The sequence below is a fragment of the Salmonella sp. SJTUF15591 genome (assembly GCF_043356435.1).
Lineage (GTDB): Bacteria > Pseudomonadota > Gammaproteobacteria > Enterobacterales > Enterobacteriaceae > Salmonella > Salmonella enterica.
Map to the genome: position 1 here is coordinate 68,085 of NZ_JBEUJO010000006.1, position 24,647 is coordinate 92,731.

Genomic DNA, 24,647 nt, shown 5'->3' on the forward strand with positions numbered 1-24,647 from the left:
ATTATTACGGACGAGACATCTTATGCAGACACTACACGCTTTACTCCGTGACATTCCTGCGCCGGATGCCGAGGCGATGGCGCGTGCGCAGCAACATATTGACGGCCTGCTCAAACCGCCGGGCAGCCTGGGCAGACTGGAAACCTTAGCCGTTCAGCTCGCAGGAATGCCGGGTCTTAACGGTACGCCGCAGGTAGGTGAAAAGGCGGTGCTGGTGATGTGCGCCGACCATGGCGTCTGGGATGAAGGCGTAGCGGTTTCGCCCAAAATCGTGACGGCGATTCAGGCGGCGAATATGACGCGGGGAACAACCGGCGTATGCGTGCTTGCCGCTCAGGCCGGTGCGAAGGTGCATGTCATTGATGTCGGTATTGATGCCGAACCTATTCCTGGCGTAGTTGATATGCGCGTCGCGCGCGGCTGCGGAAATATTGCCGTTGGCCCGGCAATGAGTCGCTCGCAGGCTGAAGCGCTTTTGTTGGAGGTTTCCCGCTACACCTGCGACCTGGCGCAACGCGGCGTGACCTTATTTGGCGTAGGGGAGCTGGGAATGGCGAACACCACGCCAGCCGCCGCGATGGTCAGCGTTTTTACAGGAAGTGATGCAAAAGAGGTGGTGGGGATTGGCGCGAATCTTCCGCCTTCCCGCATCGATAATAAAGTGGACGTCGTACGGCGGGCGATTGCGATTAATCAGCCCAATCCGCGCGATGGCATTGATGTGTTGTCGAAGGTGGGTGGTTTCGATCTGGTCGGGATGACCGGCGTGATGCTTGGTGCGGCAAGGTGTGGCTTACCCGTATTGTTGGATGGCTTTCTTTCCTACTCGGCAGCGCTGGCGGCCTGTCAGATTGCGCCTGCGGTGAGACCTTATCTGATCCCGTCGCACTTTTCGGCGGAAAAGGGTGCCCGCATCGCGCTCGCGCATTTGTCTATGGAACCCTATTTGCATATGGCGATGCGGTTAGGTGAAGGAAGCGGCGCGGCGCTGGCGATGCCGATCGTGGAAGCCGCGTGCGCCATGTTCCACAATATGGGGGAGTTAGCGGCCAGTAATATTGTCCTGCCGGAGGGGAACGCAAACGCAACATAACCCGGGCGCACAACACCAGCCATGTGAGAAAAAAGCTATACTTAACGCACACCTGCCGCGACAAAGGAAGGGATATAATGCGTCGTATCACACCTTTTTTTCCGTTTTTCGTCTTGTTGGTAAGCCATTTCTCGCTGGCTATAAGCTATCCGTTGCCGCCCGAAGGCAGTCGTCTGGTAGGACAGCCTGTCACAATCGCCGTACCGCAGAACAATACTCAGCCCTTAGAGTCATTTGCCGCCCGCTACGGTCAGGGACTGAGTAATATGCTTGAAGCGAATCCCGGCGTGGATGTGTTTTTACCTCAGTCTGGTTCCACACTGGTGGTGCCGCAGCAGTTGATTCTGCCTGACACCGTTCGTGAAGGTATTGTGGTAAACGTCGCCGAGATGCGCCTTTATTATTATCCCGCAGGCACGAATACGGTTGAGGTGCTACCCATTGGTATTGGTCAGGCTGGCCGTGAAACGCCGCGCAACTGGGTAACTGCGGTTGAACGCAAACAAGATGGCCCGGTTTGGGTGCCAACGGCTAATACGCGTCGGGAATATGCTAAAGAGGGAAAAACGCTGCCCGCGATGGTGCCTGCGGGGCCGGATAACCCTATGGGGCTATACGCAATATATATCGGCAGGTTATATGCCATCCATGGCACTAATGCTAACTTTGGCATTGGCCTTCGCGTCAGTCAGGGCTGTATCCGTTTACGCAATGACGATATTAAATATTTATTCGACCATGTTCCTGTAGGAACCCGCGTTCAGATTATCGACAGGCCCGTTAAATTTTCGGTAGAGCCGGATGGCAGTCGTTGGCTGGAAGTACACGAACCGCTTTCTCGTAACCGTGCTGAATTTGAGTCAGACAAAAAAGTTCCATTGCCCGTTACGCCAGTGCTGCGCACGTTTATCAAAGGGGATAACGTTGATACTTCGCGGGTTAATGAGGTGCTGGAGCGCCGTTCCGGAATGCCGGTCAACATTAGCGCGGGCAGGTCTGGCCTTTAAATATCCTGCCACATTGCTGGTTTTCATGGGCTGGAGCATCTGTATTAGTAGTGAGTGTCATGGCAGGGGCTCCATTTCTCAGCGAACCGCGAGCCCTCCGATTAAGCTCAAAGTCATAAATCTTTTCTCCGGCATCGCCGGAGGTTTTTCATATGCGTCTGCAAGGCTCTCTTATCCACCGCGCCGAGTATTCTTTTCGGTCGAAATGATATTTGAGATACCAGAGGCGGGAACCGCCCGGACTGACAAGCAGATACAGACCGTGAGAAGCGGTCAGTTTAAAGGGAGTTGGTGAAGGTTTAGTAGCGCGGATTTTACTGTCAGTAAGGGGCATGTGGTGGTCACTCCTTTATCGAACTGAAATGACCCCAAATCAGACCACCAATTTGTCCCGATGCGGAGAGATAAATCAATATGCACTGAGACAGTTTTCTACGCTAACTCTCTGAATCAAAATACTATTGAGACATGCTGAGATGCCTGAAAACAGGAATTTGGCTCCTCTGACTGGGTGCGTTTTTTATCTCATTGAATAATAAAATATTTATTTTCTAAATTCAAAATAAGGCCCTTATAAAAGCCCCGATCGTAATGATGCACTAAGAATGTGATTTTTATCACATTTTAAAAGTGGGATTATTTCCCCCCATCTGGCCATTTCCACTAGATATTATTAACGGATACTTGAATTAATTCGATTATTCAATAATGATTGAAATATTGAATCATAGAGGGCCGCCCCACATTATGAACAAACAAACTGCCACAACCATCTTTGAATCCCTCTCCTCCGGCGTGCGTCTGGATGTATATCGCCTACTGATCAAAATGGGTACCGAGGGCATGGTTGCCGGGGAGATCGCTTCAACGCTGGATATCCCGCCGACTAACTTATCGTTTCATTTAAAGGCGCTGACGCAAGCCGGGATGCTGACGGTAGAACAGGAAGGTCGTTACCAGCGTTATCGTGCCAACATCCCACTGATGCTGGATTTAATCGGCTGGCTGACCGAGGAGTGTTGTTCAGGCCACCCGGAACAATGCGCAGATTTTCGTTCGGCTTCTTCCTGCTCAGAAGCCGTTTTACCCCCACTCAACACCACGAAAAAGAGTAAATCATGAACGTACTTTTTCTCTGTACCGGCAACTCCTGCCGTTCCGTGCTGGCCGAAGCCACGTTTAACCATCTGGCTCCAGCCGGATGGCGCGCCATGAGCGCAGGCAGTCACCCGGCGGGTTACGTACATCCCCGAGCACTGGCGTTGTTGGTGCGGGAAGGGATTTCAACAGAAGGCTATTTCAGCAAATCATGGGACGGCCTGCCGCAGACGCCGGATATTGTCGTGACAGTCTGTTCAAACGCTGCCGGAGAAACCTGTCCAGCCTGGCTCGGCAATGTGATTCGTACTCACTGGGGTGTTGACGATCCGGCTCATGCTACCGGTAGCGATGCCGAAATCGATGAGGCTTTTGTCACTGCTTACCAGACATTACGTGTACGTATTGAAGCCTTTCTGGCGCTGCCGCTGAATGAATTGCTGCACGATCGCGCTCGTCTGAAAGCCGAACTGGATCGCATTGGCGAAATTTTTTAACGACCTATATTTCAATAGTTGATGGAGAGTCAAATGAAGACGATTCAGATTTTCGATCCCGCTTTATGTTGTTCTTCCGGCGTCTGTGGCCCGGAAACCGATTCGGCGCTGGTCGCATTCGCCGCTGATTTTGAGTGGGCCAGAACGCAGGGCGTCAATATTGAGCGTTTCAATCTGGCGCAGCAACCATTGCTCTTCGCACAGAACGAAATCGTCAAAGGCTTTCTGGTCCGTTCCGGCAAAGAGGCGCTACCGCTGATTCTGGTGGATGGTGAAGTCGCACTGGCTGGTCGTTACCCTCGCAGAGAGGAACTGGCGCGCTGGATGGGGCTTACCGTCTATTCGAGTTTTACGCCAGCGACTTCCTCCTGTTGCGGCGGCGATAAGTGCTGCTGATGGACTGATTTCCCGCTTTATTTAATTTAAAGGAGTCTTTTTTATGCTGATGCTTCGGCAGGTGCCCCCCTTTTTGTTTTTTACTGGTAAAGGCGGTGTGGGTAAAACATCGCTGGCCTGTGCTGCCGCGATTCATCTGACCGCCTCTGGCAAACGTGTACTGTTGGTCAGCACCGATCCGGCTTCCAATGTCGCGCAGGTATTTGAACAGACTATCGGTCATCAGATAACCCCGATTGCAGCGGTCAACGGACTGGCTGCGCTGGAAGTCGATCCATCTGCTGCCGCAGCGGTATACCGTGAACGCATTGTTGGACCGGTGCGTGGAATTCTGCCGGACGATATCGTGGCGGGTATTGAGGAACAGCTCTCCGGTGCCTGTACCACCGAGATTGCCGCCTTTGACGAATTCACCGCGCTGCTGACTAATCAGCAACTGCGCAATGAGTACGATCATATTGTGTTCGACACCGCGCCAACCGGACATACGCTACGAATGCTGCAACTGCCCGGCGCATGGAGCGGTTATCTCGACAACAGCCAGCACGGTGCGTCCTGTCTCGGCCCGCTGGCCGGGCTGGAAAAACAGCGCAGCCAGTATCGCGCCGCCGTAGACGCACTGGCGAATGCGGAACTGACGCGGATGGTGCTGGTCGCCAGAGCACAAACCGCAACGCTGAAAGAAGTATCGCGTACCTATGACGAACTGGCCGCCATCGGTCTGACGCAGCAGTATCTGGTCATTAACGGCCTGTTGCCTGAGCAGGAAACCGCACGCGATAAGCTGGCGCAGGCATTGTATCAGCGTGAACAACAGGCGCTGCAATATCTACCTGATAACCTGCGCGCATTGCTCTGCGATCGCCTGCCGCTAAAACCGTTCAATATGGTGGGTCTGTCGGCATTACGTGGCCTGCTGGACGACAGCACAACAGGCGTGCCGGTGGAAAGCGGAGAGATACCGCTTGTTGACCTCCCTTCATTGTCATCACTAATAGACGGATTCGCATCTCAGGGACATGGCCTGATCATGCTGATGGGCAAAGGCGGCGTGGGGAAAACTACGCTGGCAGCGGCGATTGCCGTTGAGCTGGCCCGTCGCGGTTATCCGGTTCACCTGTCCACATCCGATCCGGCGGCGCATTTGACCGACACGCTGGACGGCTCATTCGACGGTCTGAGCGTCAGCCGTATCGACCCGCAGGCTGAAACCGAGCGTTACCGGCAGCAGGTGATGGCTGAGCAGGGTAAAAACCTCGACGAACAGGGGCGTGCCGTTCTGGAAGAAGATCTGCGTTCTCCCTGTACGGAAGAAATTGCCGTGTTTCAGGCTTTTTCACGCATCATTCAGGAAGCGGGTAAGCAGTTTGTCGTTATGGATACAGCGCCAACCGGCCATACATTGCTACTGCTTGACGCCACCGGCGCTTACCACCGTGAGATTGCCCGACTGGCCGGGGAACACGGTCAGCCCGTACTGACGCCCATGATGCGCCTGCAGGACAGCGAGCAGACGAAAGTTCTCATCGCCACGCTGGCGGAAACCACGCCGGTGCTGGAAGCCGCTCATTTGCAGGACGACCTGCGTCGCGCGGGGATTGAACCGTGGGGCTGGGTCATTAATAACAGCCTGATCAATACGCCGACTACATCGCCGCTGCTGCGCCAGCGTGCCGAACGCGAACGGTCGCAGATTGATGCCGTTTGTACCCACCATGCCCGACGCTGTGCGCTGGTGCCGCTACAGGCGGAAGAGCCTGTCGGCGTTGAGCGTTTACTACAACTGAGCACAACCGGAAAATAACCCCAAAGGAGCCTGACATGTCAGCACAAACCCAGGCCGCTCCGGCCATGAACCTGTTTGAACGTTACCTGAGCGTCTGGGTTGCGCTCTGCATCGCCATCGGTATTCTGCTCGGGCAGGTAATGCCGGGCGTCTTTCGCGTTATCGGCGGTCTGGAGATTGCCCGCGTCAATTTGCCGGTCGGTTTACTTATCTGGGTAATGATTATTCCTATGCTGCTGCGCATTGATTTCGGGGCGCTGGGTCAGGTCAAAGCGCACTGGCGCGGGATCGGCGTAACGTTGTTTATCAACTGGCTGGTTAAACCATTCTCAATGGCGCTGCTAGGCTGGCTGTTTATCCGTTATTTATTTGCGCCGTGGCTGCCAGCCGATCAGCTTGACAGCTACATTGCCGGGCTTATTCTGCTGGCCGCCGCGCCCTGTACGGCAATGGTGTTTGTCTGGAGCCGACTCACCAACGGCGACCCTTATTTCACGCTGTCGCAGGTGGCGCTGAACGATGCCATCATGATTTTCGCCTTTGCGCCGATTGTTGGGCTGCTGCTCGGCTTGTCCTCAATCATCGTGCCGTGGGCCACCCTGTTAACCTCCGTGGTACTGTACATCGTTGTGCCGGTTATTCTGGCCCAGCTCTGGCGTAAGGCTCTGCTACGCAAGGGGCAAGCGGCATTCGATAATGCGCTGACGAAAATCGGCCCGTGGTCAATGGCGGCATTACTGGCAACGCTGGTGTTACTGTTTGCGTTTCAGGGCGAAGCCATTCTGCAACAGCCGCTGGTCATTGCCCTGCTGGCGGTGCCGATTCTGATTCAGGTGCTGTTTAACTCGGCACTGGCCTATGGGTTGAATCGACTGGTGGGCGAAAAGCACAATATTGCCTGTCCATCCAGCCTGATCGGCGCATCGAACTTCTTTGAACTGGCTGTCGCAGCGGCAATCAGCCTGTTTGGTTTTCATTCCGGTGCGGCGCTGGCGACCGTGGTTGGGGTGCTCATTGAGGTGCCGGTGATGCTGCTGGTTGTGCGAGTGGTGAATCGTTCGAAAGGGTGGTATGAGAGAGCTTAGCGGAGATATTATCCCTCTCTAATTATCCGTTCGCGGCAAACATTCAGGCAGTTTCTCAAGGGGCAGGGCCGGGTAATGCTGTGTTTCAGGCGGCGTGAACTCACCATCCAGATTTCGCGCAGGGTTCGACCTGATTAACTGTTTTTTCACCGCATAGGGGCCAAAAGCCAGCTTCTTCTCTTTCTCGTCAATGCGGTACTTCATGTACCAGAGTTTCGAGCCGTTAGGTTTGATCAGCAGGTAGAGTCCTGAACTATCGGTAATTTTGAAGGATTTCTCGGTGGGTTTGATCTTGCGGATAGCGGTATCGGTTAATGGCATCGGCGGGGGCTTCATTTTCTCAAAGAACCGTGAGGCCCCCGATTAAGTCCCCAAAAACTATGGGTGTCAAAAAACCCGGCAAACCTTATCAGGTCAACCGGGTAAAGATAACTTCTTGTTTTTTAAACGTCTCCGGACTCACCAGGATGTCCCGAAACTAAAATCTGGCTCCTCTGACTGGACTCGAACCAGTGACATACGGATTAACAGTCCGCCGTTCTACCGACTGAACTACAGAGGAATCGTGTGGGGTCGTATATTAGCGGCGGAAAAATTTTTGTCAAACCCCATTTAACCTCTTACAGATTCGATTGCGGGTTATCTCATCACTTTGTTGCATTTGCAGACATTTTTTCTGCAAAAAGCTTTGCAGCCTTACGATTTCTCGCTCATTATTGAAATGTGGTTTCAACTCTCTTCTTTAAGGTCCATTTTGAACGTCTCCACTGCCTTACGCCAGGCTGTCGTCCGTACGCCCTGGTATGCCAAACGCAAGAGTTACAAAGTGTTGTTCTGGCGTGAAATCACCCCACTTGCTATCCCCATTTTTCTGGAAAATACCTGTGTTTTGCTAATGGGCGTGCTCAGTACTTTTCTCGTCAGTTGGCTGGGCAAGGAAGCAATGGCGGGCGTGGGGCTTGCCGACAGTTTTAATATGGTAATTATGGCTTTTTTTGCGGCTATCGATCTTGGTACTACGGTGGTGGTTGCCTTTAGCCTGGGCAAGCGCGACAGGCGACGGGCAAGGGCGGCGGCGCGCCAGTCGCTGGTGATTATGACGCTATTTGCCGTTGTGCTGGCAGTGGTCATTCATTATTTCGGCAGTGAAATTATTAATATTGTCGCAGGCGAGGCGACGCCAGAAGTAAAGGGGCTGGCGTTAACGTACCTTGAACTGACGGTGCTGAGTTATCCGGCTGCGGCAATTGCGCTAATCGGTAGCGGCGCGCTGCGTGGGGCAGGGAATACGAAAATCCCGTTGATGATTAACGGCGGGATGAACATACTCAATATTATCATCAGCAGCATCCTGATTTACGGGGCTTTCTCCTGGCAAGGGCTGGGTTTTGCCGGCGCGGGGTTGGGATTAACCATTTCGCGCTACATCGGCGCGGTAGCGATTATTTGGGTGCTGATGATTGGTTTTAATCCGGCGCTGCGCATTCCGCTGAAAAGCTATCTGAAGCCGCTGAATTTCGGCATTATCTGGGAAGTGATGGGTATCGGTATTCCGGCGAGCATTGAATCAGTGCTGTTCAACGGTGGCAAACTACTGACGCAAATGTTTGTCGCCGGAATGGGCACTAACGTTATCGCGGGTAACTTTATTGCCTTTTCCGTGGCGGCGCTTATCAACCTGCCGGGTAACGCCCTTGGTTCGGCGTCGACTATTATCACCGGTAAGCGTCTTGGTACCGGGCAAATTGGTCAGGCAGAGCGTCAATTGCGCCATGTATTCTGGATGTCGACTATCGTACTTACGGCAATCGCCTGGGGGACGGCGCCGTTCGCGGGTCTGTTTGCCTCATTTTATACCCAGGAGCAGGACGTAAAAGAGGTAGTGAAAGTTCTGCTCTGGCTTAATGCTGCCTTTATGCCAATTTGGGCGGCCGCGTGGGTGCTGCCGTCGGGTTTTAAAGGCGCGCGCGATGTGCGATTTGCGATGTGGGTATCGATGCTGGGGATGTGGGGCTGTCGCGTTGTGGCAGGGTATACGCTTGGTATTGTGCTGGGTATGGGGGTTGTAGGGGTTTGGCTGGGGATGTTTCTTGACTGGGCCGTGCGCGGCGCACTGTTTTACTGGCGTCTGGTAAGCGGGCGCTGGCTGTGGAGATACCCGCGCGTAAAGAGGGAGTAAGCGCTTTTTGCTGTGAAAATCATCAGGAAATGGTGAATTTTAACCGAAGTGTGGAATAAAACAGCAAACGAACTTTTTTTGTGAAAACAGGCTTTGACAAGCCAGGGGCACCTCGTTAATATTCGCCCCGTTCAAACGATTCCTCTGTAGTTCAGTCGGTAGAACGGCGGACTGTTAATCCGTATGTCACTGGTTCGAGTCCAGTCAGAGGAGCCAGATTTTAGTTTCGGGACATCCTGGTGAGTCCGGAGACGTTTAGAAAACAAGACATTATCTTGACCCGGTTGACCTGAGAAGGTTTACCGGGTTTTTTGACATCCATGGTTTTTGGGGGCTTAATCGGAGGCTTCACGGTTCGTTGGAAAAATGGAGCCCCCACGTATGGCATTAACCGATACCGCTATCCGCAAGATCAAGCCCGTATCAGTATGCTGACATATAGATGTGTTCGGTTCAAACGGAGCGATCACACAAGCTTGCCAGGTGATGCCCCTGGTGGGAATCGCGACCGTCTCTTTCATCTGATTTCAGATATTTCCCGTGATCTTGATCCGTTCTTTCCCAAATGATTGATTTCTTTCATTCGAAACAAGGCTGTACAATAAGTAAACCAAAATGGCAACTATAGAGTTTCTAATGGATACAGTAGAAGAACTAAATAGAACATACTTCTATGCAGGAAAATCCAATCTGACTGCTGCCGAACTTCTGTTTATGATTTTTTGTGAGAATACCGCAAGCCAGTTTGGGATTGGTGTTGCAGATTTCGGGGCCGTTGTTGCTCTGATATCAGGTCGTAATAATCTCTGGACAAGGGCGAAACCCGCTGGAGCGACTAAAGGCACATCATACGCGTCCAGGGCTGCACGTGCAGTGTTTAAAAAGTCAAAATTTCCCTTTGGAATATCCCTTCCGACATGGTTAGGCGGTTACACCCCATGGACAGCCAGACGTGTTATGGTTCGTAACATTGCGCCGTTTGTTGGACGTTCCATTCCTTTGATCGGGGAAATTATCCTTGCCGCAGATGTGTCACAAATAACATATCGCACTATACGCGACTACAATACCATTGCTCGGGGCAATGATAAGTTATGGTAGACAATATTGAACAGCAAGTTTACGAGCTTGTACGGCCTTATGCTGGCACATATCTTTTCAACATTAAGCAAGTGGAATTAACACCAGAGATTGACCTTGATACTGATCTGAGCATTGATGAACTTGAAGCCGAAGATCTCATGAATAAATTCTTCGAGAAACTCAATGTCGAGCGAGGTAACTTCAGAATAGAAACCTATTTTCCTAATCACCCTTTTTCATGGCATCCGTTCAAGAAAACGGAGCCTGTACCCGTCCCAGATTTCACTATCAGCATGCTGATCGAGTCAGCAAAAGCCGGGAAATGGTTATATGACTAATTGTAATGAACTTAACAAATGGCTGTACCAGTACCCTTCTTTTTGAGCGATGATGGTGGCGCTAAGATAGTTCTCTTTTCTTTTTAAAGGGTTCATGTTTACTGCCGCCACCCTTACGCTAACCCCTTTAGTTTCCTCCTTTGCTGTCATACTATCGAATGACGTGCCTCACCTGTGAACGCTAAGGAGAATAATATGGAAAATAAAGGCACAAACCTGACGCCCGAGCAGGCGCTGGAGCGCCTGGAGGAGCTGTACGAGCAGTCGGTTAACGCGCTCCGTGAAGCCATCGCTGACTATGTTGATAACGGTACGCTGCCCGATCCCCACGCCAGGCTTAACGGACTGTTTGTTTATCCTTCGCTGTCTGTAAGCTGGGATGGCGCGACACCGAACCCGCCTAAAACACGCGCTTTTGGACGCTTTACTCATCCTGGCTGTTACACCACTACCGTTACGCGGCCTGCGCTATTTCGCGCTTATCTTCTGGAACAGCTTAACCTCGTTTACCATGATTATGGCGCGTATATTGCGGTAGAGGCCTCGCACCATGAGATCCCGTATCCTTACGTGATCGACGGCTCGGCTCTGACGCTGGATCGTTCTATGAGCGCTGGGCTAACGCGCCATTTTCCTACCACAGAACTGGCACAGATTGGCGATGAGACAGCAGACGGTCTGTTCCACCCCGGCGAATTCTATCCGTTATCGCACTTCGACGCGCGTCGTGTTGACTTCTCGTTGGCCCGGTTACGGCACTATACCGGTACGCCGGTTGAACATTTTCAGCCCTTCGTTTTGTTTACCAACTACACCCGCTATGTCGATGAGTTTGTGCGCTGGGGATGCAGCCAAATTCTTGATCCTGACAGCCCCTATATCGCGCTTTCCTGTGCCGGTGGAATTTGGATCACGGCAGAAACGGAAGCGCCGGAAGAGGCTATTTCCGATCTGGCCTGGAAGAAACATCAGATGCCCGCCTGGCACCTGGTAACGGCAGATGGGCAGGGGATTACGCTGGTAAATATCGGTGTTGGCCCTTCAAATGCTAAAACGATTTGCGACCATTTGGCCGTGTTGCGGCCTGACGTCTGGCTTATGATTGGGCACTGTGGAGGGTTACGAGAAAGTCAGGCGATTGGCGATTATGTGCTGGCCCATGCCTACTTACGCGATGATCATGTGCTGGATGCCGTTCTGCCGCCTGATATTCCGATTCCAAGCATTGCGGAAGTACAGCGTGCGCTGTACGACGCTACCAAAGCGGTTAGCGGAATGCCCGGCGAAGAGGTGAAACAGCGACTGCGCACGGGAACGGTCGTCACCACGGATGACCGTAACTGGGAGCTTCGTTATTCCGCATCGGCGCTGCGATTCAACCTTAGCCGCGCGGTCGCGATTGATATGGAGAGCGCGACGATTGCAGCCCAGGGCTATCGCTTCCGCGTGCCTTACGGCACGCTGCTTTGTGTTTCTGACAAACCTTTACACGGTGAAATTAAACTGCCCGGGCAGGCAAACCGGTTTTATGAGGGGGCTATTTCAGAACATTTGCAAATTGGTATTCGTGCTATTGATTTACTACGCGCAGAAGGTGATCGTTTGCACTCACGTAAATTACGCACGTTTAATGAGCCACCGTTTCGCTAACGAAATGAGCTGTCGCCTGCTGTTGGACAGGAGTGGAAGAGGCGTATTTATGTGATATGAAAAGCGGCTGAATGAAGCCTTAGCGGGAGGCGATTTTGCATCCCGCCAAGGCCTTATTGTGCCGCGAGCTTCATCACCATCGCCGGAGACCTGTCGCCGATAATCACGTCTACGCCAGGAAACGCGCCGGAAGGCGAAAACATTGCGCCACACTTCACGCTCCTTGAGCGCCTGACCCACAAGCCCGGATTGACAAGCAGATACAATCGTGTGAATCGATCAGTTTAAAGGGGTTATCAAAAGGCTTGATACTGCGGATTTTCGCGTCGGACAGGGATATAGGGTGGTCACGCCATTATCGAACTCATAGCGCCACGAGTGGCGCGCAAAGCTGGCGCACGTCAGTAAAGCGCACCAGCCGGTGCTCGCCGTTCCATTCAAATCGGTGCTCCCGGCACTGCGCCTTGCCCCAGCGGTCAGCGATGGGATTGCCGAACTCGCCGTACTCATAGTGGTGGTCTGCCCTGTAGCAGCAGGCGGTCGCCTTTGACTTTCGCCTGATGCTCGCCACCTTCGGGCGGCATGTTCATGCCCAGCAGGTTGTCGTCGTCGTCAAAGCTGAACTCCTCGTGCAGGGCGTTCCAGCGCGGGTCTTCCGGCAGGCGGTGTTGGGTCAACATTAATATCTTGCGGTAATCTCTGTGGGTTTGGATTCGAATTTACGTTAGTGCGTGTGACCGGTAAATCCCGCGACGATCTGCAGGCAGCGATGGCGCTGGTGCGCGGCGGCAATCTGGGCCAGCCGTTCCAGTTCAAAAACTTCCGCGATTGATTTTTCCCGCCCGCCGCCTTCCCGCATGTGAGAAAGGTGGCAGGGCGGGTAAATCGATTAAGGCGTGGCTTTTTTAGGCTCTGCGGCCTTGTTATACAACGCCTGAATCAGCGCCTGCTGTTCCGCTCCCGGTATGATACCCAATCTGTGAAAAATATTCCCAATCTGATAAAGCTGCTGATTACCGGTGTCGTCCTGGCGGGTAATCGACGCCTGCGTGGTTAATTTTTTCAGCGTAAAGGTAATATGTTCCTGACACTCGGGCGTGTTTTCAGCACAAATCTGGCGTAACAGCATCAGATTTTTATTATCGACCCTATCTGCGTTAATCATCAATTCCCTTGCCTGACTCCACTGTTTTGCATTCATGTAGTGGTCGATCATCGCCTCCTCTTCGAGAGAGGGAACGTGCTGGTGTAACACCCGTTTGGCATTCACCGTGTCGTTGCCATAGCCGTAAAGCTCCGCAAGTCTTTGAAAGGAACGCGACATATCTTCATCAGGCCAGGCTTTTGCCTGGCTGAGGTAAATCGCCTCGGCGCTGACGGCTAATTTTTGCGCTGCCTCAGGATGACCAATTTCTTTGAGTACTTCACCCATTTCATTTGTTGCATCTTCCCATTCGGCGAACGTCAGGGTTTGCGCCTCGGCGGAGAGGGTTGCGATATGCTTTTCCGCCACAGCATTCTGCTTATGCTGAAAGAGATTCTTCAGCGCTTTGATTTTGTACTCGTAGCAATACCTGTCGTCGTAGCAGGTATATTCCGGCGCGCTCATCAGCAAATCGATACGCTTATTCATCAGCGCAACATCACCAAGCTTGCTTAATAAATCAATCAGCTCCATTTCAATGCGCGGCGAAGGGGCAAAATTGAATATTTTATCGACCTGCGTCACATAGGTTGAAAGCGTCTCCTGATAATTCTGTGTCAGCTCGTTTTTCTTATAAAAAGAGAGCAATCCCGGTAATGAATACTGGAAATAGCTTCCTTTATTGTCGGTTGCTTTGCGCAATCTCGCAGACAACGCCATCGCCTTCTCTTTATTACCCGTGGCGTAATAGATCTCCATCAGGTCGAGATACTCCTGATAACGGTAGGCTTCAGCACTCGGTTGTTGAGCAATAGCCGTATCAAACATTTTCAGCGCGCTATCTGCGTAAACCAACGCCTTTGCGGTGTCGCCCTTGGCATGGTACTGCTTCGCAATAATAAGCAGCATTTTTAGCTGAGTATAAGGAACAACAATTTTATCAGCGTAATTTTCATTATAAATAGCGGCGGTTTTATCAGGCTCTGAGTGCCAGGATTCTAAAACCGTGGCTAAATAAAAATTCCTCGCGTCGGCATTTTTGCTAAGAAGGGCTAAGGCTTTTTCAGGCTGTTTGCGATTAACCCAGCCATCAACGTAACTCTCGTAGGCGGTAATGCTCGACGGTTTATCGAGACCAATTTTGGACAGAAAAACCATCGCGGCATCCGGGCTATTATTTTCAGCGATCCACGAGGCCTCATGGTTTAGCGAAAACTTCGCATCATTCGACTGTGTGTCCAGCTTTTTCAGTAATGCATCCGCACGGCTCATCGGGCCGTACATAAACAGTTCCCTGTGTAATTCAAACCAGGCTGCCTGCGATTTAAAAGTAGTGTTTTCATTTAAAGGGACGGCATTTTGCAGTTTCTGTTCGACAACTGACCAGACATCAGGCGATTGCTGACTTTGTGCAACGCTCTGATAAGAGTAAAAAACCGTGGCGGCTGTGAGTAATGTGGCGAATTTAAATTTCATAGCAACGTGTATCCTTTCAGTTCCGTTTGAATAGCCTCTTTACAGCAAAGTCATATTTACTTAGTTTGAGGCGTTAATTCCTTTAAGGCTGCCAGTGCAGGTTTGACGCCGCCTTTTACCGCCGCTGTAAGATGAAGTTTGGCTTTGTTGAGGTCTTTCTCAACGCCATCACCATTCCTGTACATGAGTCCAAGGTTATAGTGCGCCTGAGCATTTCCCTGGTCAGCGGATTTTTTAATCCACTTATAGGCTTCCGGCAGGTTTTTCGGCATTCCTTCGCCGATAAGATTTAAATATCCCACTTCTAACTGCGCATCACTTTCGCCAAGCTCTGCCGCTTTGAATAAATAGGAGAGATATTTTTTGCTGTCTTGCGCTACGCCATCACCGTCGTTGTACGCATAGGCCAAAAAGAGAAGCGCGCCGGGATGATTTTGCTCTGCGGACTGAGTTAACCATTTCATCGCCGCATCGTAGTTTGTGCATTCAAACTCATACTTACCTAAATGATATTGCGCAGTGCTGTCACCCTGCTTTGCCTTATTGGTGACGTCAGTCGGCGCATATAGCTCTGAAAGCTCTTCATCGTTGTGGTAACAACGGATGTATTTTAGGCCGTCTTCATCATAGACTTCTTCTGTACCTTCCTTGTCGCCATCGACATAGGGCAGCGCACTTAAGACCTTACCCGTACGATCGTTAAACTCTCTTTTCAGGCCGTTTCTTTCATCATTAGCAAACATAACCTCTTCAACAAGTTTGCCGGTACGTTCGCTCCAGCGGCGATCGGCTCCCTGCTTTTTATCGTCTTTATATTCGGTGGTATAGGTGAGTTTGCCCTGTTCATTCCAGTGCTTAGCGTCCCCATTTAGCATACCGTTTTTATAGGGATAGACTGATTCGCGGTGACCATTTTCGTACCACTTTTCGGAATCCCCGTCTAACACATCATGTTTATACATTTTGGATGAGGCAGGCTTTCCGTTGCTGAACCATTCTTTGACCGCACCATGTTTACGGCCTTCACTATCAAAAGAGGATTCTTCTTTGGGATGCCCATTCCCATACCAGCTCTGAGCAGAAAGCTGTTTGCCATTTTTATAGGTCGCTTTAGAAAGGAGTTTGCCTTCTTCACTGTATTGTTCGAACGTTCCGTCGTTTTCACCTTGGTTATTTCTGTGGTAAACACCACGAATTTTACCGGTAGAATAATATTCCGTACTGGTGCCGACAATGGTGCCTTTACTGTATGAATATTTCTCCTTTATTTTCCCATCAGGGAAATATTCAAATGCCGGGCCTTCCAGTTTCTGATTTAAATAGCTGTGTTTTTGTTTTAAAACGCCGTTATCATAAAAATGTGGGCATTCGCCATCTTTAATTTTACCTTGGGCAAAGTAACGTTTACTTTCAACGGCTCCGTTTTCATGGTATACGATGTATTCCCCTTCGGGTTGACCATCTTTAAACGTCAGCGTTTCCGCTATTTTGTCTTTTTCATCAAAGTAAGTTTCAGCTTTTCCGTCACGCTTATTTTGCGCATTATAATGATAAATACTTTTGAGATTGCCGCTTTCATAGAAAGATTTAAATACAGAAACACGTTGTCGGTTAGCGAAGTTTTCTTCGTTAGTATAGCCTTCAAAGGCTATCTGTTTACTCTGCATCACCTCCCCTGTTTCTTCTGAGGATTCCAGATACCAGCCGGTGACTTTCCATAATTTTTTCTCTTTGTCATAGGGGAGGGGCATATGGACTATTGTTGTTGCCTGACGTTTAACCGTCGGTTGCAGTTCATCATCCAGCCACAAGTCAGACGATCTTTTCATGTATTCGGCACCGCACAGCGCTTCGGTACATAGCTCGATTCCAGTCAGCATGGGCGTGCCGCCAGCATCGCACTGATCGACCGTCAGGTAAAAATAACGGTCATCGAGAATAGCCGGCCTTAAACTGCGTATTTTATTAATATATTTTTCTGTCGTCAGTCCCATTGATTCTGCGCGCGCAGAAAGGGTATTAGTATTACAGGGTGTTTTATCTTTAAAATAATAACGGTCGGCGAGTAAAAGTTTCAGGTCACTGCTAATGGCGGTTTTATTAAAATCGATATTTTCAATTTGGGCGATGAAATTAACGGGTTTGGATTCTGTACTGGGGGATTGTTTTGCACATATATTCGCGCAATATAATGAAACTATAATTGTTATGAATGTTTTCTTCAAGATGTTCTCCTTGTATGAATAATAACTCCCTGAAACTTATTTCATGCTATAGAAACAAAGAGTTAATGTAAAGGATGCGAGGAGCATATTCTGGCAGGAGAGAGTTTGCTTCAGTTACCAGTAAGAATAATTTAAGTATTATGAGCGCGTTGTTTTTAATTTGATAATAACGCGTTGATGATTATTAACGATTATATACCCAATAAACCTCAAGATGCGGGAGTGAGCACCTGAAAGTGATCTTTAATTCGGGATGTCAGTGAGTCCGCTATATCCGGCAGCGTCTGGTTAAAAAAGACAGATATTGCGTCCCTGAACTCTCGCGTACTGCTGAAGTAGCGATTATTCCGGGCATGTTCGTTCATTAATTTCCACATTCGTTCTATCGGATTCAGGTTTGGACTGTAAGGGGGAAGGTAATGCAGCCTGATATTTACCACCTCCGCCCAGTCTTTCACTAACTGTGAACTGTGGTAACCTGCTCCATCCGCTTCTCGCTCTTAGCCAACTGTCAAATTTGCCCATACACCTGCGCCACATACCTCCCACGCCCGTCCCCATGCCCCAGATCCATCGCCACAATTGCCAGCGCTTCTTTCCTGTTGAACCCCTGCGCCAGATAGTGACTAATGGCATCCTGCGCCCACGCATAACGTAGGGAATGCGGAGAATATGCGCCAGTCAGACCAATACGCGCCGCCTGGTTGTGCCAGTAGTCCATCGCGCTTTTCAGATCCGGTTTGTCGATCAGTCGGCCATGACGGCTTTCTGCAATAGCCAGCGCATTATCCAGCGCTTTTCTGACAGCTATAGTATCCAGAATAACCGTTTCGTGGGCCGCCCGCCTTTGGTGCCGAACACCACGGTTAAGCGCGTATCGCTGCGTTCAATGGCCTGTTTCCACGTTTTCAGCGATTGCACGCTCTGCACCGCTTCCTGTGAACGTAAGCCCATCAGCCTCGCCAGTTCCAGCGCCGCCGCCAGTCCCGGATCTTTCATGCGGGCCGTCTCCAGCACATGATGATAATGTTCCGCCGTGATCGCCTGTCGCGTCCCGCTGCGCGATGCACCAGCCAGGCCCAGCGATTTATTAGTCAGCCACTCATGCTCTGCCACCTGTTTACGCCCGGCCTGTTGCAGAACAGCGCGCAGCGAGGCCATTTCATTCTGCAGCGTGCGTTTGCCGATCCCCTGCGCCAACCTTTCATGAATATAGCTTTCAATGTGGCGCACCTTAATCTGCGCAACCCGCTGGATATGGACGTTCAAAGCCCGTAAGTGGTGATCGAAACGTTGCACGATATGAATGCGATCGTGCACCGTTTTATGGCTACCGCCACAGTGCTTTGCCAGTGCCTTCATTTCACCACCTAACTTGCCCATACACTTCTCCTGTGATTTTGAGAACACAAACAGTCTCCGGCGTATGCTTTTTGGCTGCGCCAGAACGATACCTTTACGCCGGAGTGGCAGTTTGTTGAGGTATAGGGAGTTTCAGACTGTACGCGGTACAGGCTGCCTGCATGAGCAGAAATTCTCCGGGGCATCATGCCCCCCCTCGGTATCGATCTTTTTCTCTTCTTTCTTGCTGACAGCGGCCCCAAAAAGGCGTGTCAGATTCGGGAATGAACGCCGGAACCCCGAAAACAGGGGCATGGCGCGGTGTAGTGGTTGTGCGTCACTTTGTCGCTTTGCGCGACGAAAGTGACGCACTGGTCGAGTGCAGTACGCGAAAGATCGCAGACTCTGGTGTTGTTTTACGGTCACGCGGCAGCAAAGCCGGACGTCTTTGCAGGCCGCAGCCCGTAAAGTAAAAGGCGTTGATGTGGTAACGGGTGCCGGGTGGAATCGCTTCCGTCACGGTGCAGCATTGACCAGAGATCTGGCGCAGGTACCATCGAGATACTCTTTCAGTTCTTTGGTACCGAACGTGTCGATAGCCCGCTGAGCTGCGCCGAGATTAGACGCCAGCTTGTCACCACCAATGTCTTTATCGGCTTTAACTGCCGCAGCCCAGTCTTCTGTTTGCTTCTGCCATGACTCCGCTTGCTGTTGTTGCACTCCCGCCAGCACTTTCGGATAGACGTCCACCAGCTTCTGCGCTTGCTCTTGCGTCAGGTTCAGTTCACGCGCCACTGGTTCGAACTGCGCCAGCGCGCTGGTATCGAGTTCCTGACCTTCAGGGGCGGTGAACGCGTATTTCTCCGGCGCGCCGGGCGGCGTTTCTTCTTTCGGTGGCGTGGGCTTATTGGGATCGGCGGGTGGGTCGTGTGGTTTTTCAGAAGCGGGACCATCTGACGGTGGATCGGCGGGTGGATTTTCTGACGATTTTCCTGTACCCGGATCGGTCTGCGTGCCGCCAGCGGTATCGGTTAATGCCATAGGAGGGGGCTCCATTTACTCAACGAACCGTGAGGCCCCGATTAAGCCCCAAAAACTATGGATATCAAAAAACCCGGCAAACCTTATCAGGTCAACCGGGTAAAGATAAGTTCTTGTTTTTTTTAAACGTCTCCGGACTCACCAGGATGTCCCGAAACTAAAATCTGGCTCCTCTGACTGGACTCGAACCAGTGACATACGGATTAACAGTCCGCCGTTCTACCGACTGAACTACAGAGGAATCGTGTGAACGGGGCGCATAGTAACGATGTGCGATCGGCTTGTCAAAGGGGGAAATAAGATTGCGCGTTTGTTTGCTGACAAAAACAACAAAACGTTGAAGTTTTGATCTAATCCCTGCTTTGCCCCGGCATGGCGCAACTTTGTCTGTAATTGCACAAGTCAAATGCTGTGACCTTACCGCAATGGCTATGTACCAGCGTCTGATGAAACGTGAAAAACTGGCAGGCACTTGGCAAATAATTCTGAGACATAACGCCGTAGAGATTAAGGGCAGGGGGTAGAATGAACTTTAGACGTGAAATATTTTGTGAAAATGGTTGATACAGGCAGTCTGACGCCGGTAGCGGAAATGGCAGATAAATTTCTGGTGCAGGCGAAAAGATTTCCGTCAATATCATAGGCAGAATTATGGCGCATCAGCTTTTGGCGACGACACGGGACGAGCGGGTTTTATCGCGCTTTTCCTGAAGGATTTTTTCATCAGCCTGTTTTTTGCGTTCGGATCAATCCCCTGAGCCAGCAGCCTTTTGGCCTCGTCACGGCGTTGTCTGGCATCAGCAAGCGATATAGCAAGGTAAACCCCAATAGAAAACACCTTCTGTTGGTCTGGCATTTTTTACTTTAGTATCAGTCAGTGACATGACGGTTCCCTCCGCGTGCTGGTAAAACGCAAATCGAACCAGCTTTACCAGCAAAAGGGTATGGCTTCGAGTGGTTTTTAGTAAACGAGAGTGAACCTGAAGAAGGGGTTAATCAGTTGATATAAATGCAGAAAGCAGACGTCAGTGAACGTCTGCTTCCCTTAATTTGGCTCCTCTGACTGGACTCGAACCAGTGACATACGGATTAACAGTCCGCCGTTCTACCGACTGAACTACAGAGGAATTGTTTCAACGAGGCGCATAATACTGGGCCGGCTATAACGTGTCAACAGTAAAATTAACGCGCCAATTCAATTGGTTAATTAACCCACAAAGTGAGGAATTAATGTTCGGATTCCTCGCCGTAGTCGCCTTCGGCAGCGCTTACCCGTAAGCGCTGAGAAGGATCCTGGCGATAGAACTGGCAAAAACGCTGCCATAGCGCCGGGAAACGTGGAGCAAACAGTTCTGGCGCGCTGAAAAAATACTCTGACAACACGGCAAAACATTCTGCAGGGTCGGTGGCGGCATAGGCATCTATACTGGCAGCGCTTTCGCCAACAAGATCGATTTCATCCTGAATATTATTCATTGCCGCGTGGAGATCGTGTTCCCAGCCAGCCACATCGCGCAACGGGATGAAAGGGATGCCGCTGGCGCGATCGCCATTACGCATATCCAGTTTGTGCGCGACTTCATGAATAATGAGGTTGAAACCCGAAGCATCGAACGAGTCCTGGATATCCAGCCAGTTCAGAATGATGGGCCCTTGTTGCCAGCTTTGCCCCGACTGTACGACACGCTGGCTGTGCACCAGACCTATGTCATCTTCCCATTCATCATCTACCACAAAGGGCGCGGGATAAATGAGCACTTCATGAAAACCATCAAGCCACTCAATACCGAGCTCCAGGATCGGTAAGCAAAAAATTAACGCAATACGTGCACTTTTTAACGAGTCGAGCTCAAATCCCTGTAGCGCTACCAGTCTTTTCTGCTGCAAAAAACGTTCGGCTAGCGCAATAAGCCGAGCCTGTTCTTGCGCGGTGAGGTTTACCAGAAGAGGTATAGCTAGCGCATCATCCCACGGCCAGTCTTCGTTCTGGGTTATTTCTTGTGCTTTCCAGGGCCACTTAATCATCGTTTTGCTCGTAAACTCGTCACTTGAACAAAATTACCCGAATAGGGTCTGTTAAAATGCCAAATTACCTGGCATCATTGCAATATACGGAGAGATGCCGGAGCGGCTGAACGGACCGGTCTCGAAAACCGGAGTAGGGGCAACTCTACCGGGGGTTCAAATCCCCCTCTCTCCGCCAATCATTCAACAAAATCAATCACTGACAAAGCGTTTTTGATTTCGTCATACATAAATCCCTGCATTAAAATTTCTTTCACTCGCTCGATTTTTCTTACTACTGATGCTGTTTTTTACCATTTTGCTGCGCGTCGGGCATCCACTTTTATCTTCTTTAGCTCACAAGCTCACACTCTTTTGCAACGCCCATCTCACATCTCTGGTGACAAAACAGTTTAACTGCCGTTGCTTCACACGGATCTTGTAAGGGTATCTTAAAGGAAATGGATTGCTGGAGGATGGAGGAAAAGAGGCGAAATCATTTTCAGTGGTGATACCGCCTCCCCTGGACATGAGCTTGCCAGAACCTACGCGGTAAATCCTACGACACGAAGCCACGCGCAATTTTATGCGAAAACGCTGGCAATAGCCTTGCTGACTGATGCAAGCTATCTAAAATCGCTTGAAGATGACATCATGCAAAACAATCGCTTAAAAGACTCACCTGTTGATAAGCATGTTGAGGACGAAAAGAAGAAGAAAAATGCAGCCAGGTAAAAAGGGTTACGTTCGCCGTAAGCGAACGTGATCGCATCCAGCCTTAACGAACCTTTTTCCGTTCATCTCTCTTCATGTTTTTCAAAAAACCCTTTTATGAATGCCCCTAAAACGTCATACGCGAATTCGCTATTATTGTTCCCGTCGCGACAACATAGAGATTACGTAAAAAACAGAGGGCAGATATTGAAAAATATTGGAAATAACGTAAAACGATTTGTCCGTGTTTTTTATCTGTCATTTAAACTTACAGAAATGGCTGTACTGCTATCAGTATAAAGATAATTTCAGTTGTCCAGATAAATCATTTTTAAAACTATTTGTATTAACAGAGTTTATTCATTTGTTGAATGGATGCGTGCTCGTTTGGTCTTGTCATCTTGACGCTTTGAGATCACATATTCTATTCTATCATAGACAGCAGAGGAAATTAGCTGCTGGGATCGGTTTTTGATTAATAAAATACTGGATGGAACCACGATGCAATTACCAGAACAGGATGAGTTTTTTGATTTTTTTGCTGCCAATGATGATGAACAAGCCTCTTTAAGGCGTAAGTTTTTTTTGGAGAAACATAAAGAGCCGTGGCTGTCTGAGTCTGCATTAGAGGACTACCAGGCGCTGTTTATGAGTATCTACGGAATTAATATTGACTGGAAAGAGGGAACTTTTAGCCTGCTTGAGGCACTTTCAGATAATCAGGGAGGGAAGCCTGTCACGGTCAAATTCGATTATGACAGTGAGATTGAAACAGCAACGATAAATTTGGTTGATACGCAGTATGTGTTTCATCACTACCCAATGGGAAGTGATGGTTTTGATACAGAACTGGTGCGTATTGAGCATATATTGGCTAATAGTGGATATAGTTTGCGGGTATATCAGAACAGCACTTTTAGTGATACATTATCGTTCTTACTCATTCCGTCAGATGAGTGGAAACGTGTTGAACAGCGTTATAGCCCAGAGCATATTTCTGCATACTTCGTTCCGTATGGAAAACAACTTGTTATTCCTGAGGTTGCTGCTCCGGTCGTAAATTATGTGCCATCCGTTAAACAAGAAACATCAAATGTCCCTGCGTTGTTTAATGCTCGGGGTATCCGTATTTATTTTTTAAGTATAATGCTAATCGCATTTGCAATTTATATTTTGTGGAATATCCTGACGAAAATAGAACCTTTATCATCAGGCCAACCTGCTGGCTGTGAAAATGTACAAAATTTATACTCAAAATTACGTCCAGAAGTAGCCGAGCCATTAAAAGAAAAAATGCGTAAGAGTTTGGGCTGTAAATGATAAATTTTCAGTTTAAGAAAATTACACTAATGGATAGGTAATAGAGATATATTTAATTTGATATTGTGTTATCGAAATAGTAATAACAGATAATATACATATTCTTGCGGTGGTGGATGAAGCGATTTTTATCTTATTTGTACAGGAAAAGAAAAAGAGTTTTTTTAGCTACCATGACTCTTATTAATTTTGTTGCCGCAAATCAAAAATACTACGCTTTTAATTTGTTGTCAGTGTTTATCATGGTGTTCTGGTCAGTTATCCTTATTTCCAATATGCAAACTGATATTAATCATAATGAAAAATAAAACTATTTTTTGTGTCTGTTATATTTTTAGTAAATCCATGAAGCTCGCTGTACCCCATCGGGATTCACAGTGATGTCACTCGCGGCGACTTAACGCCGTCGTCCTCGGTAATCATCGCACCCGGCCTGTTGCCCGAAATGTTCCCCTGTAGACATGGGCGCCGGGCAGAAGATTAATTGCTGTCAGGGAAACGCGCTGGCGCGTGGCGATAGCTTACGCTGCGGGACTGTCGACGCTGTACAGAAAATCTGGCCTCCAGGCTGGCTTAAATATGCGCACATGACAATACAACCGGAAAATTTACAAAACCCATAATTTGAACTGAGAGAGAAACTTACAAACGAAGCGACGAAGATTTAAACAGCCGCAGCGACTCCGGTATCTTGCGCGCATGTTCAAATAATACTACTGTATATAAAAACAGTATTCGAGGTATGGATTATGGAATTTTTCAGACCTACAGAGTTGCGCGAAATTATTCCTCTCCCATTTTTCAGTTACTTAGTGCCGTGTGGATTCCCTAGCCCCGCGGCGGACTACATTGAGCAGCGTATCGATCTTAATGAGTTGCTCGTTTCTCATCCCAGCTCAACATATTTTGTCAAAGCCACGGGTGATTCAATGATTGAAGCAGGCATCAGCGACGGTGACCTGCTGGTGGTGGATAGCTCACGGAACGCTGACCACGGTGACATTGTAATTGCGGCAATTGAAGGAGAGTTCACCGTAAAACGGTTGCAGTTGCGCCCGACAGTGCAGTTAATCCCCATGAACGGCGCCTATCGACCTATACCTGTCGGCAGTGAAGACACGCTCGACATATTCGGGGTGGTGACCTTTATCATTAAAGCGGTCAGTTGAT

21 protein-coding genes, 5 tRNA genes and 6 pseudogenes are annotated in these 24,647 nt (G+C 49.7%); 17 read left to right on the forward strand and 15 right to left on the reverse strand.

Features of this window, described 5'->3' with window-relative positions; all coding sequences use genetic code 11:
- The first annotated feature begins 22 nt into the window (after positions 1–22).
- The gene (gene cobT, locus ABVM99_RS15015; protein WP_001193976.1) at positions 23–1,093 is read left to right on the forward strand and encodes a nicotinate-nucleotide--dimethylbenzimidazole phosphoribosyltransferase; all 1,071 of its coding nucleotides are present in this window, start codon (positions 23–25) and stop codon (positions 1,091–1,093) included.
- 77 nt (positions 1,094–1,170) lie between these two features.
- The gene (gene ldtA / locus ABVM99_RS15020; RefSeq protein WP_023195176.1) at positions 1,171–2,100 is read left to right on the forward strand and encodes a L,D-transpeptidase; all 930 of its coding nucleotides are present in this window, start codon (positions 1,171–1,173) and stop codon (positions 2,098–2,100) included.
- A 148-nt stretch (positions 2,101–2,248) separates the two neighbouring features.
- Here the strand turns inward: ldtA and ABVM99_RS15025 are convergent, their stop codons facing one another.
- A complete protein-coding gene (locus ABVM99_RS15025; protein WP_023195175.1) occupies positions 2,249–2,434 on the reverse strand; it encodes an Arm DNA-binding domain-containing protein in 186 nt (61 codons plus the stop codon).
- A 413-nt stretch (positions 2,435–2,847) separates the two neighbouring features.
- On the opposite strand from ABVM99_RS15025, the gene ABVM99_RS15030 reads away from it, so the two are divergent.
- The 5 genes from ABVM99_RS15030 to arsB are packed head-to-tail and all read left to right on the forward strand — an operon-like array spanning position 2,848 to position 6,962.
- Entirely contained in the window at positions 2,848–3,222 is a 375-nt protein-coding gene (locus ABVM99_RS15030) for a helix-turn-helix transcriptional regulator (protein WP_001041816.1), read from the forward strand.
- Positions 3,219–3,695: an arsenate reductase ArsC gene (locus ABVM99_RS15035; protein WP_052938232.1), complete on the forward strand. Its 477-nt coding sequence runs from the start codon at positions 3,219–3,221 to the stop codon at positions 3,693–3,695. Before ABVM99_RS15030 ends, ABVM99_RS15035 begins: the two co-directional genes overlap by 4 nt.
- Before the next feature lie 33 nt (positions 3,696–3,728).
- Positions 3,729–4,091 (forward strand): arsenite efflux transporter metallochaperone ArsD, encoded by a 363-nt coding sequence (gene arsD, locus ABVM99_RS15040; protein ID WP_052938233.1) that lies wholly within the window; start codon positions 3,729–3,731, stop codon positions 4,089–4,091.
- A gap of 43 nt (positions 4,092–4,134) precedes the next feature.
- The gene (gene arsA, locus ABVM99_RS15045) at positions 4,135–5,895 is read left to right on the forward strand and encodes an arsenical pump-driving ATPase (protein ID WP_023194762.1); all 1,761 of its coding nucleotides are present in this window, start codon (positions 4,135–4,137) and stop codon (positions 5,893–5,895) included.
- A 17-nt stretch (positions 5,896–5,912) separates the two neighbouring features.
- Positions 5,913–6,962, forward strand: coding sequence for an ACR3 family arsenite efflux transporter (gene arsB / locus ABVM99_RS15050; protein WP_001276038.1), 1,050 nt, complete (start codon positions 5,913–5,915; stop codon positions 6,960–6,962).
- Positions 6,963–6,980: 18 nt separating this feature from the next.
- On the opposite strand, the gene ABVM99_RS15055 is transcribed toward arsB, so the two are convergent.
- Positions 6,981–7,283, reverse strand: a complete 303-nt coding sequence (locus ABVM99_RS15055; protein WP_001131485.1) for an Arm DNA-binding domain-containing protein — start codon at positions 7,281–7,283, stop codon at positions 6,981–6,983.
- Between the two features lie 165 nt (positions 7,284–7,448).
- Positions 7,449–7,524, reverse strand: a tRNA-Asn gene (locus ABVM99_RS15060).
- 159 nt (positions 7,525–7,683) lie between these two features.
- Here ABVM99_RS15060 and ABVM99_RS15065 point away from each other — a divergent pair.
- The 4 genes from ABVM99_RS15065 (at position 7,684) to ABVM99_RS15080 (ending at position 10,562) form a co-directional block, all read left to right on the forward strand.
- Positions 7,684–9,141 (forward strand): EmmdR/YeeO family multidrug/toxin efflux MATE transporter, encoded by a 1,458-nt coding sequence (locus ABVM99_RS15065; protein WP_001538409.1) that lies wholly within the window; start codon positions 7,684–7,686, stop codon positions 9,139–9,141.
- Between the two features lie 140 nt (positions 9,142–9,281).
- Positions 9,282–9,357, forward strand: a tRNA-Asn gene (locus tag ABVM99_RS15070).
- 420 nt (positions 9,358–9,777) lie between these two features.
- Positions 9,778–10,242, forward strand: a complete 465-nt coding sequence (locus ABVM99_RS15075) for an STM2901 family protein (protein WP_023195375.1) — start codon at positions 9,778–9,780, stop codon at positions 10,240–10,242.
- Positions 10,236–10,562, forward strand: coding sequence for a DUF1493 family protein (locus tag ABVM99_RS15080; RefSeq protein ID WP_000228159.1), 327 nt, complete (start codon positions 10,236–10,238; stop codon positions 10,560–10,562). Before ABVM99_RS15075 ends, ABVM99_RS15080 begins: the two co-directional genes overlap by 7 nt.
- Here the strand turns inward: ABVM99_RS15080 and ABVM99_RS15085 are convergent.
- Complete coding sequence (locus tag ABVM99_RS15085; RefSeq protein ID WP_023888257.1) at positions 10,551–10,712, reverse strand: hypothetical protein; 162 nt, start codon at positions 10,710–10,712, stop codon at positions 10,551–10,553. The two genes, ABVM99_RS15080 and ABVM99_RS15085, sit on opposite strands and share 12 nt — an antisense overlap.
- A gap of 45 nt (positions 10,713–10,757) precedes the next feature.
- On the opposite strand from ABVM99_RS15085, the gene ABVM99_RS15090 reads away from it, so the two are divergent.
- A complete protein-coding gene (locus ABVM99_RS15090) occupies positions 10,758–12,212 on the forward strand; it encodes an AMP nucleosidase (protein ID WP_023195376.1) in 1,455 nt (484 codons plus the stop codon).
- 242 nt (positions 12,213–12,454) lie between these two features.
- Here the strand turns inward: ABVM99_RS15090 and ABVM99_RS15095 are convergent.
- A pseudogene (locus ABVM99_RS15095) lies at positions 12,455–12,552 on the reverse strand (DUF4102 domain-containing protein); the annotation flags it as partial.
- A gap of 166 nt (positions 12,553–12,718) precedes the next feature.
- Positions 12,719–12,892: a hypothetical protein gene (locus ABVM99_RS15100; RefSeq protein ID WP_000957535.1), complete on the reverse strand. Its 174-nt coding sequence runs from the start codon at positions 12,890–12,892 to the stop codon at positions 12,719–12,721.
- A gap of 47 nt (positions 12,893–12,939) precedes the next feature.
- On the opposite strand from ABVM99_RS15100, the pseudogene ABVM99_RS15105 reads away from it, so the two are divergent.
- Positions 12,940–13,044: pseudogene (locus tag ABVM99_RS15105) on the forward strand (DUF520 family protein); the annotation flags it as partial.
- 57 nt (positions 13,045–13,101) lie between these two features.
- Here ABVM99_RS15105 and ABVM99_RS15110 read toward each other — a convergent pair.
- The 9 genes and pseudogenes from ABVM99_RS15110 to mtfA all read right to left on the reverse strand — a co-directional run bounded on the left by ABVM99_RS15110 (position 13,102) and on the right by mtfA (position 21,464).
- Positions 13,102–14,832, reverse strand: a complete 1,731-nt coding sequence (locus tag ABVM99_RS15110) for a hypothetical protein (protein ID WP_023195377.1) — start codon at positions 14,830–14,832, stop codon at positions 13,102–13,104.
- Positions 14,833–14,888: 56 nt separating this feature from the next.
- Positions 14,889–16,583: an SEL1-like repeat protein gene (locus ABVM99_RS15115; protein ID WP_077684082.1), complete on the reverse strand. Its 1,695-nt coding sequence runs from the start codon at positions 16,581–16,583 to the stop codon at positions 14,889–14,891.
- A 683-nt stretch (positions 16,584–17,266) separates the two neighbouring features.
- Positions 17,267–17,545, reverse strand: a pseudogene (locus ABVM99_RS15120) (transposase); the annotation flags it as partial.
- Positions 17,546–17,568: 23 nt separating this feature from the next.
- Positions 17,569–18,440, reverse strand: a pseudogene (locus tag ABVM99_RS15125) (integrase domain-containing protein).
- Between the two features lie 474 nt (positions 18,441–18,914).
- Positions 18,915–19,439: a hypothetical protein gene (locus ABVM99_RS15130; RefSeq protein ID WP_001219027.1), complete on the reverse strand. Its 525-nt coding sequence runs from the start codon at positions 19,437–19,439 to the stop codon at positions 18,915–18,917.
- A 165-nt stretch (positions 19,440–19,604) separates the two neighbouring features.
- Positions 19,605–19,680: transfer RNA gene (locus ABVM99_RS15135), tRNA-Asn, on the reverse strand.
- 421 nt (positions 19,681–20,101) lie between these two features.
- Positions 20,102–20,286: pseudogene (locus ABVM99_RS15140) on the reverse strand (Arm DNA-binding domain-containing protein); the annotation flags it as partial.
- Between the two features lie 204 nt (positions 20,287–20,490).
- Positions 20,491–20,566: transfer RNA gene (locus tag ABVM99_RS15145), tRNA-Asn, on the reverse strand.
- A gap of 100 nt (positions 20,567–20,666) precedes the next feature.
- Positions 20,667–21,464: a DgsA anti-repressor MtfA gene (gene mtfA, locus ABVM99_RS15150; RefSeq protein WP_000598920.1), complete on the reverse strand. Its 798-nt coding sequence runs from the start codon at positions 21,462–21,464 to the stop codon at positions 20,667–20,669.
- Positions 21,465–21,552: 88 nt separating this feature from the next.
- Here mtfA and ABVM99_RS15155 point away from each other — a divergent pair.
- The 4 genes and pseudogenes from ABVM99_RS15155 to ABVM99_RS15170 all read left to right on the forward strand — a co-directional run bounded on the left by ABVM99_RS15155 (position 21,553) and on the right by ABVM99_RS15170 (position 24,646).
- Positions 21,553–21,642: transfer RNA gene (locus ABVM99_RS15155), tRNA-Ser, on the forward strand.
- 290 nt (positions 21,643–21,932) lie between these two features.
- Positions 21,933–22,178: pseudogene (locus tag ABVM99_RS15160) on the forward strand (hypothetical protein); the annotation flags it as partial.
- A 480-nt stretch (positions 22,179–22,658) separates the two neighbouring features.
- Positions 22,659–23,477 carry a hypothetical protein gene (locus tag ABVM99_RS15165; protein ID WP_023195380.1) on the forward strand — a complete coding sequence of 273 codons (819 nt, stop codon included), beginning with the start codon at positions 22,659–22,661 and terminating at the stop codon, positions 23,475–23,477.
- Between the two features lie 749 nt (positions 23,478–24,226).
- A complete protein-coding gene (locus tag ABVM99_RS15170) occupies positions 24,227–24,646 on the forward strand; it encodes a translesion error-prone DNA polymerase V autoproteolytic subunit (protein ID WP_000394197.1) in 420 nt (139 codons plus the stop codon).
- Position 24,647: the final 1 nt, after the last annotated feature.

What these genes read in the sequence shown, in the direction of transcription:
- ABVM99_RS15075 (WP_023195375.1), top strand. Translation starts at nt 9,778, where the DNA reads ATGGATACAGTAGAAGAACTAAATAGAACATACTTCTATGCAGGAAAA.
- ABVM99_RS15035 (WP_052938232.1), top strand. Translation starts at nt 3,219, where the DNA reads ATGAACGTACTTTTTCTCTGTACCGGCAACTCCTGCCGTTCCGTGCTG.
- ABVM99_RS15090 (WP_023195376.1), top strand. Translation starts at nt 10,758, where the DNA reads ATGGAAAATAAAGGCACAAACCTGACGCCCGAGCAGGCGCTGGAGCGC.
- ABVM99_RS15165 (WP_023195380.1), top strand. Translation starts at nt 22,659, where the DNA reads ATGCAATTACCAGAACAGGATGAGTTTTTTGATTTTTTTGCTGCCAAT.
- mtfA (WP_000598920.1), bottom strand. Translation starts at nt 21,464, where the DNA reads ATGATTAAGTGGCCCTGGAAAGCACAAGAAATAACCCAGAACGAAGAC.
- arsD (WP_052938233.1), top strand. Translation starts at nt 3,729, where the DNA reads ATGAAGACGATTCAGATTTTCGATCCCGCTTTATGTTGTTCTTCCGGC.
- ABVM99_RS15085 (WP_023888257.1), bottom strand. Translation starts at nt 10,712, where the DNA reads ATGACAGCAAAGGAGGAAACTAAAGGGGTTAGCGTAAGGGTGGCGGCA.
- ABVM99_RS15170 (WP_000394197.1), top strand. Translation starts at nt 24,227, where the DNA reads ATGGAATTTTTCAGACCTACAGAGTTGCGCGAAATTATTCCTCTCCCA.
- cobT (WP_001193976.1), top strand. Translation starts at nt 23, where the DNA reads ATGCAGACACTACACGCTTTACTCCGTGACATTCCTGCGCCGGATGCC.
- ABVM99_RS15110 (WP_023195377.1), bottom strand. Translation starts at nt 14,832, where the DNA reads ATGAAATTTAAATTCGCCACATTACTCACAGCCGCCACGGTTTTTTAC.
- arsA (WP_023194762.1), top strand. Translation starts at nt 4,135, where the DNA reads ATGCTGATGCTTCGGCAGGTGCCCCCCTTTTTGTTTTTTACTGGTAAA.
- ldtA (WP_023195176.1), top strand. Translation starts at nt 1,171, where the DNA reads ATGCGTCGTATCACACCTTTTTTTCCGTTTTTCGTCTTGTTGGTAAGC.
- ABVM99_RS15030 (WP_001041816.1), top strand. Translation starts at nt 2,848, where the DNA reads ATGAACAAACAAACTGCCACAACCATCTTTGAATCCCTCTCCTCCGGC.
- ABVM99_RS15025 (WP_023195175.1), bottom strand. Translation starts at nt 2,434, where the DNA reads ATGCCCCTTACTGACAGTAAAATCCGCGCTACTAAACCTTCACCAACT.
- ABVM99_RS15115 (WP_077684082.1), bottom strand. Translation starts at nt 16,583, where the DNA reads ATGCCCCTCCCCTATGACAAAGAGAAAAAATTATGGAAAGTCACCGGC.
- ABVM99_RS15055 (WP_001131485.1), bottom strand. Translation starts at nt 7,283, where the DNA reads ATGCCATTAACCGATACCGCTATCCGCAAGATCAAACCCACCGAGAAA.
- ABVM99_RS15130 (WP_001219027.1), bottom strand. Translation starts at nt 19,439, where the DNA reads ATGGCATTAACCGATACCGCTGGCGGCACGCAGACCGATCCGGGTACA.
- ABVM99_RS15080 (WP_000228159.1), top strand. Translation starts at nt 10,236, where the DNA reads ATGGTAGACAATATTGAACAGCAAGTTTACGAGCTTGTACGGCCTTAT.
- ABVM99_RS15065 (WP_001538409.1), top strand. Translation starts at nt 7,684, where the DNA reads ATGTGGTTTCAACTCTCTTCTTTAAGGTCCATTTTGAACGTCTCCACT.
- ABVM99_RS15100 (WP_000957535.1), bottom strand. Translation starts at nt 12,892, where the DNA reads ATGTTGACCCAACACCGCCTGCCGGAAGACCCGCGCTGGAACGCCCTG.
- arsB (WP_001276038.1), top strand. Translation starts at nt 5,913, where the DNA reads ATGTCAGCACAAACCCAGGCCGCTCCGGCCATGAACCTGTTTGAACGT.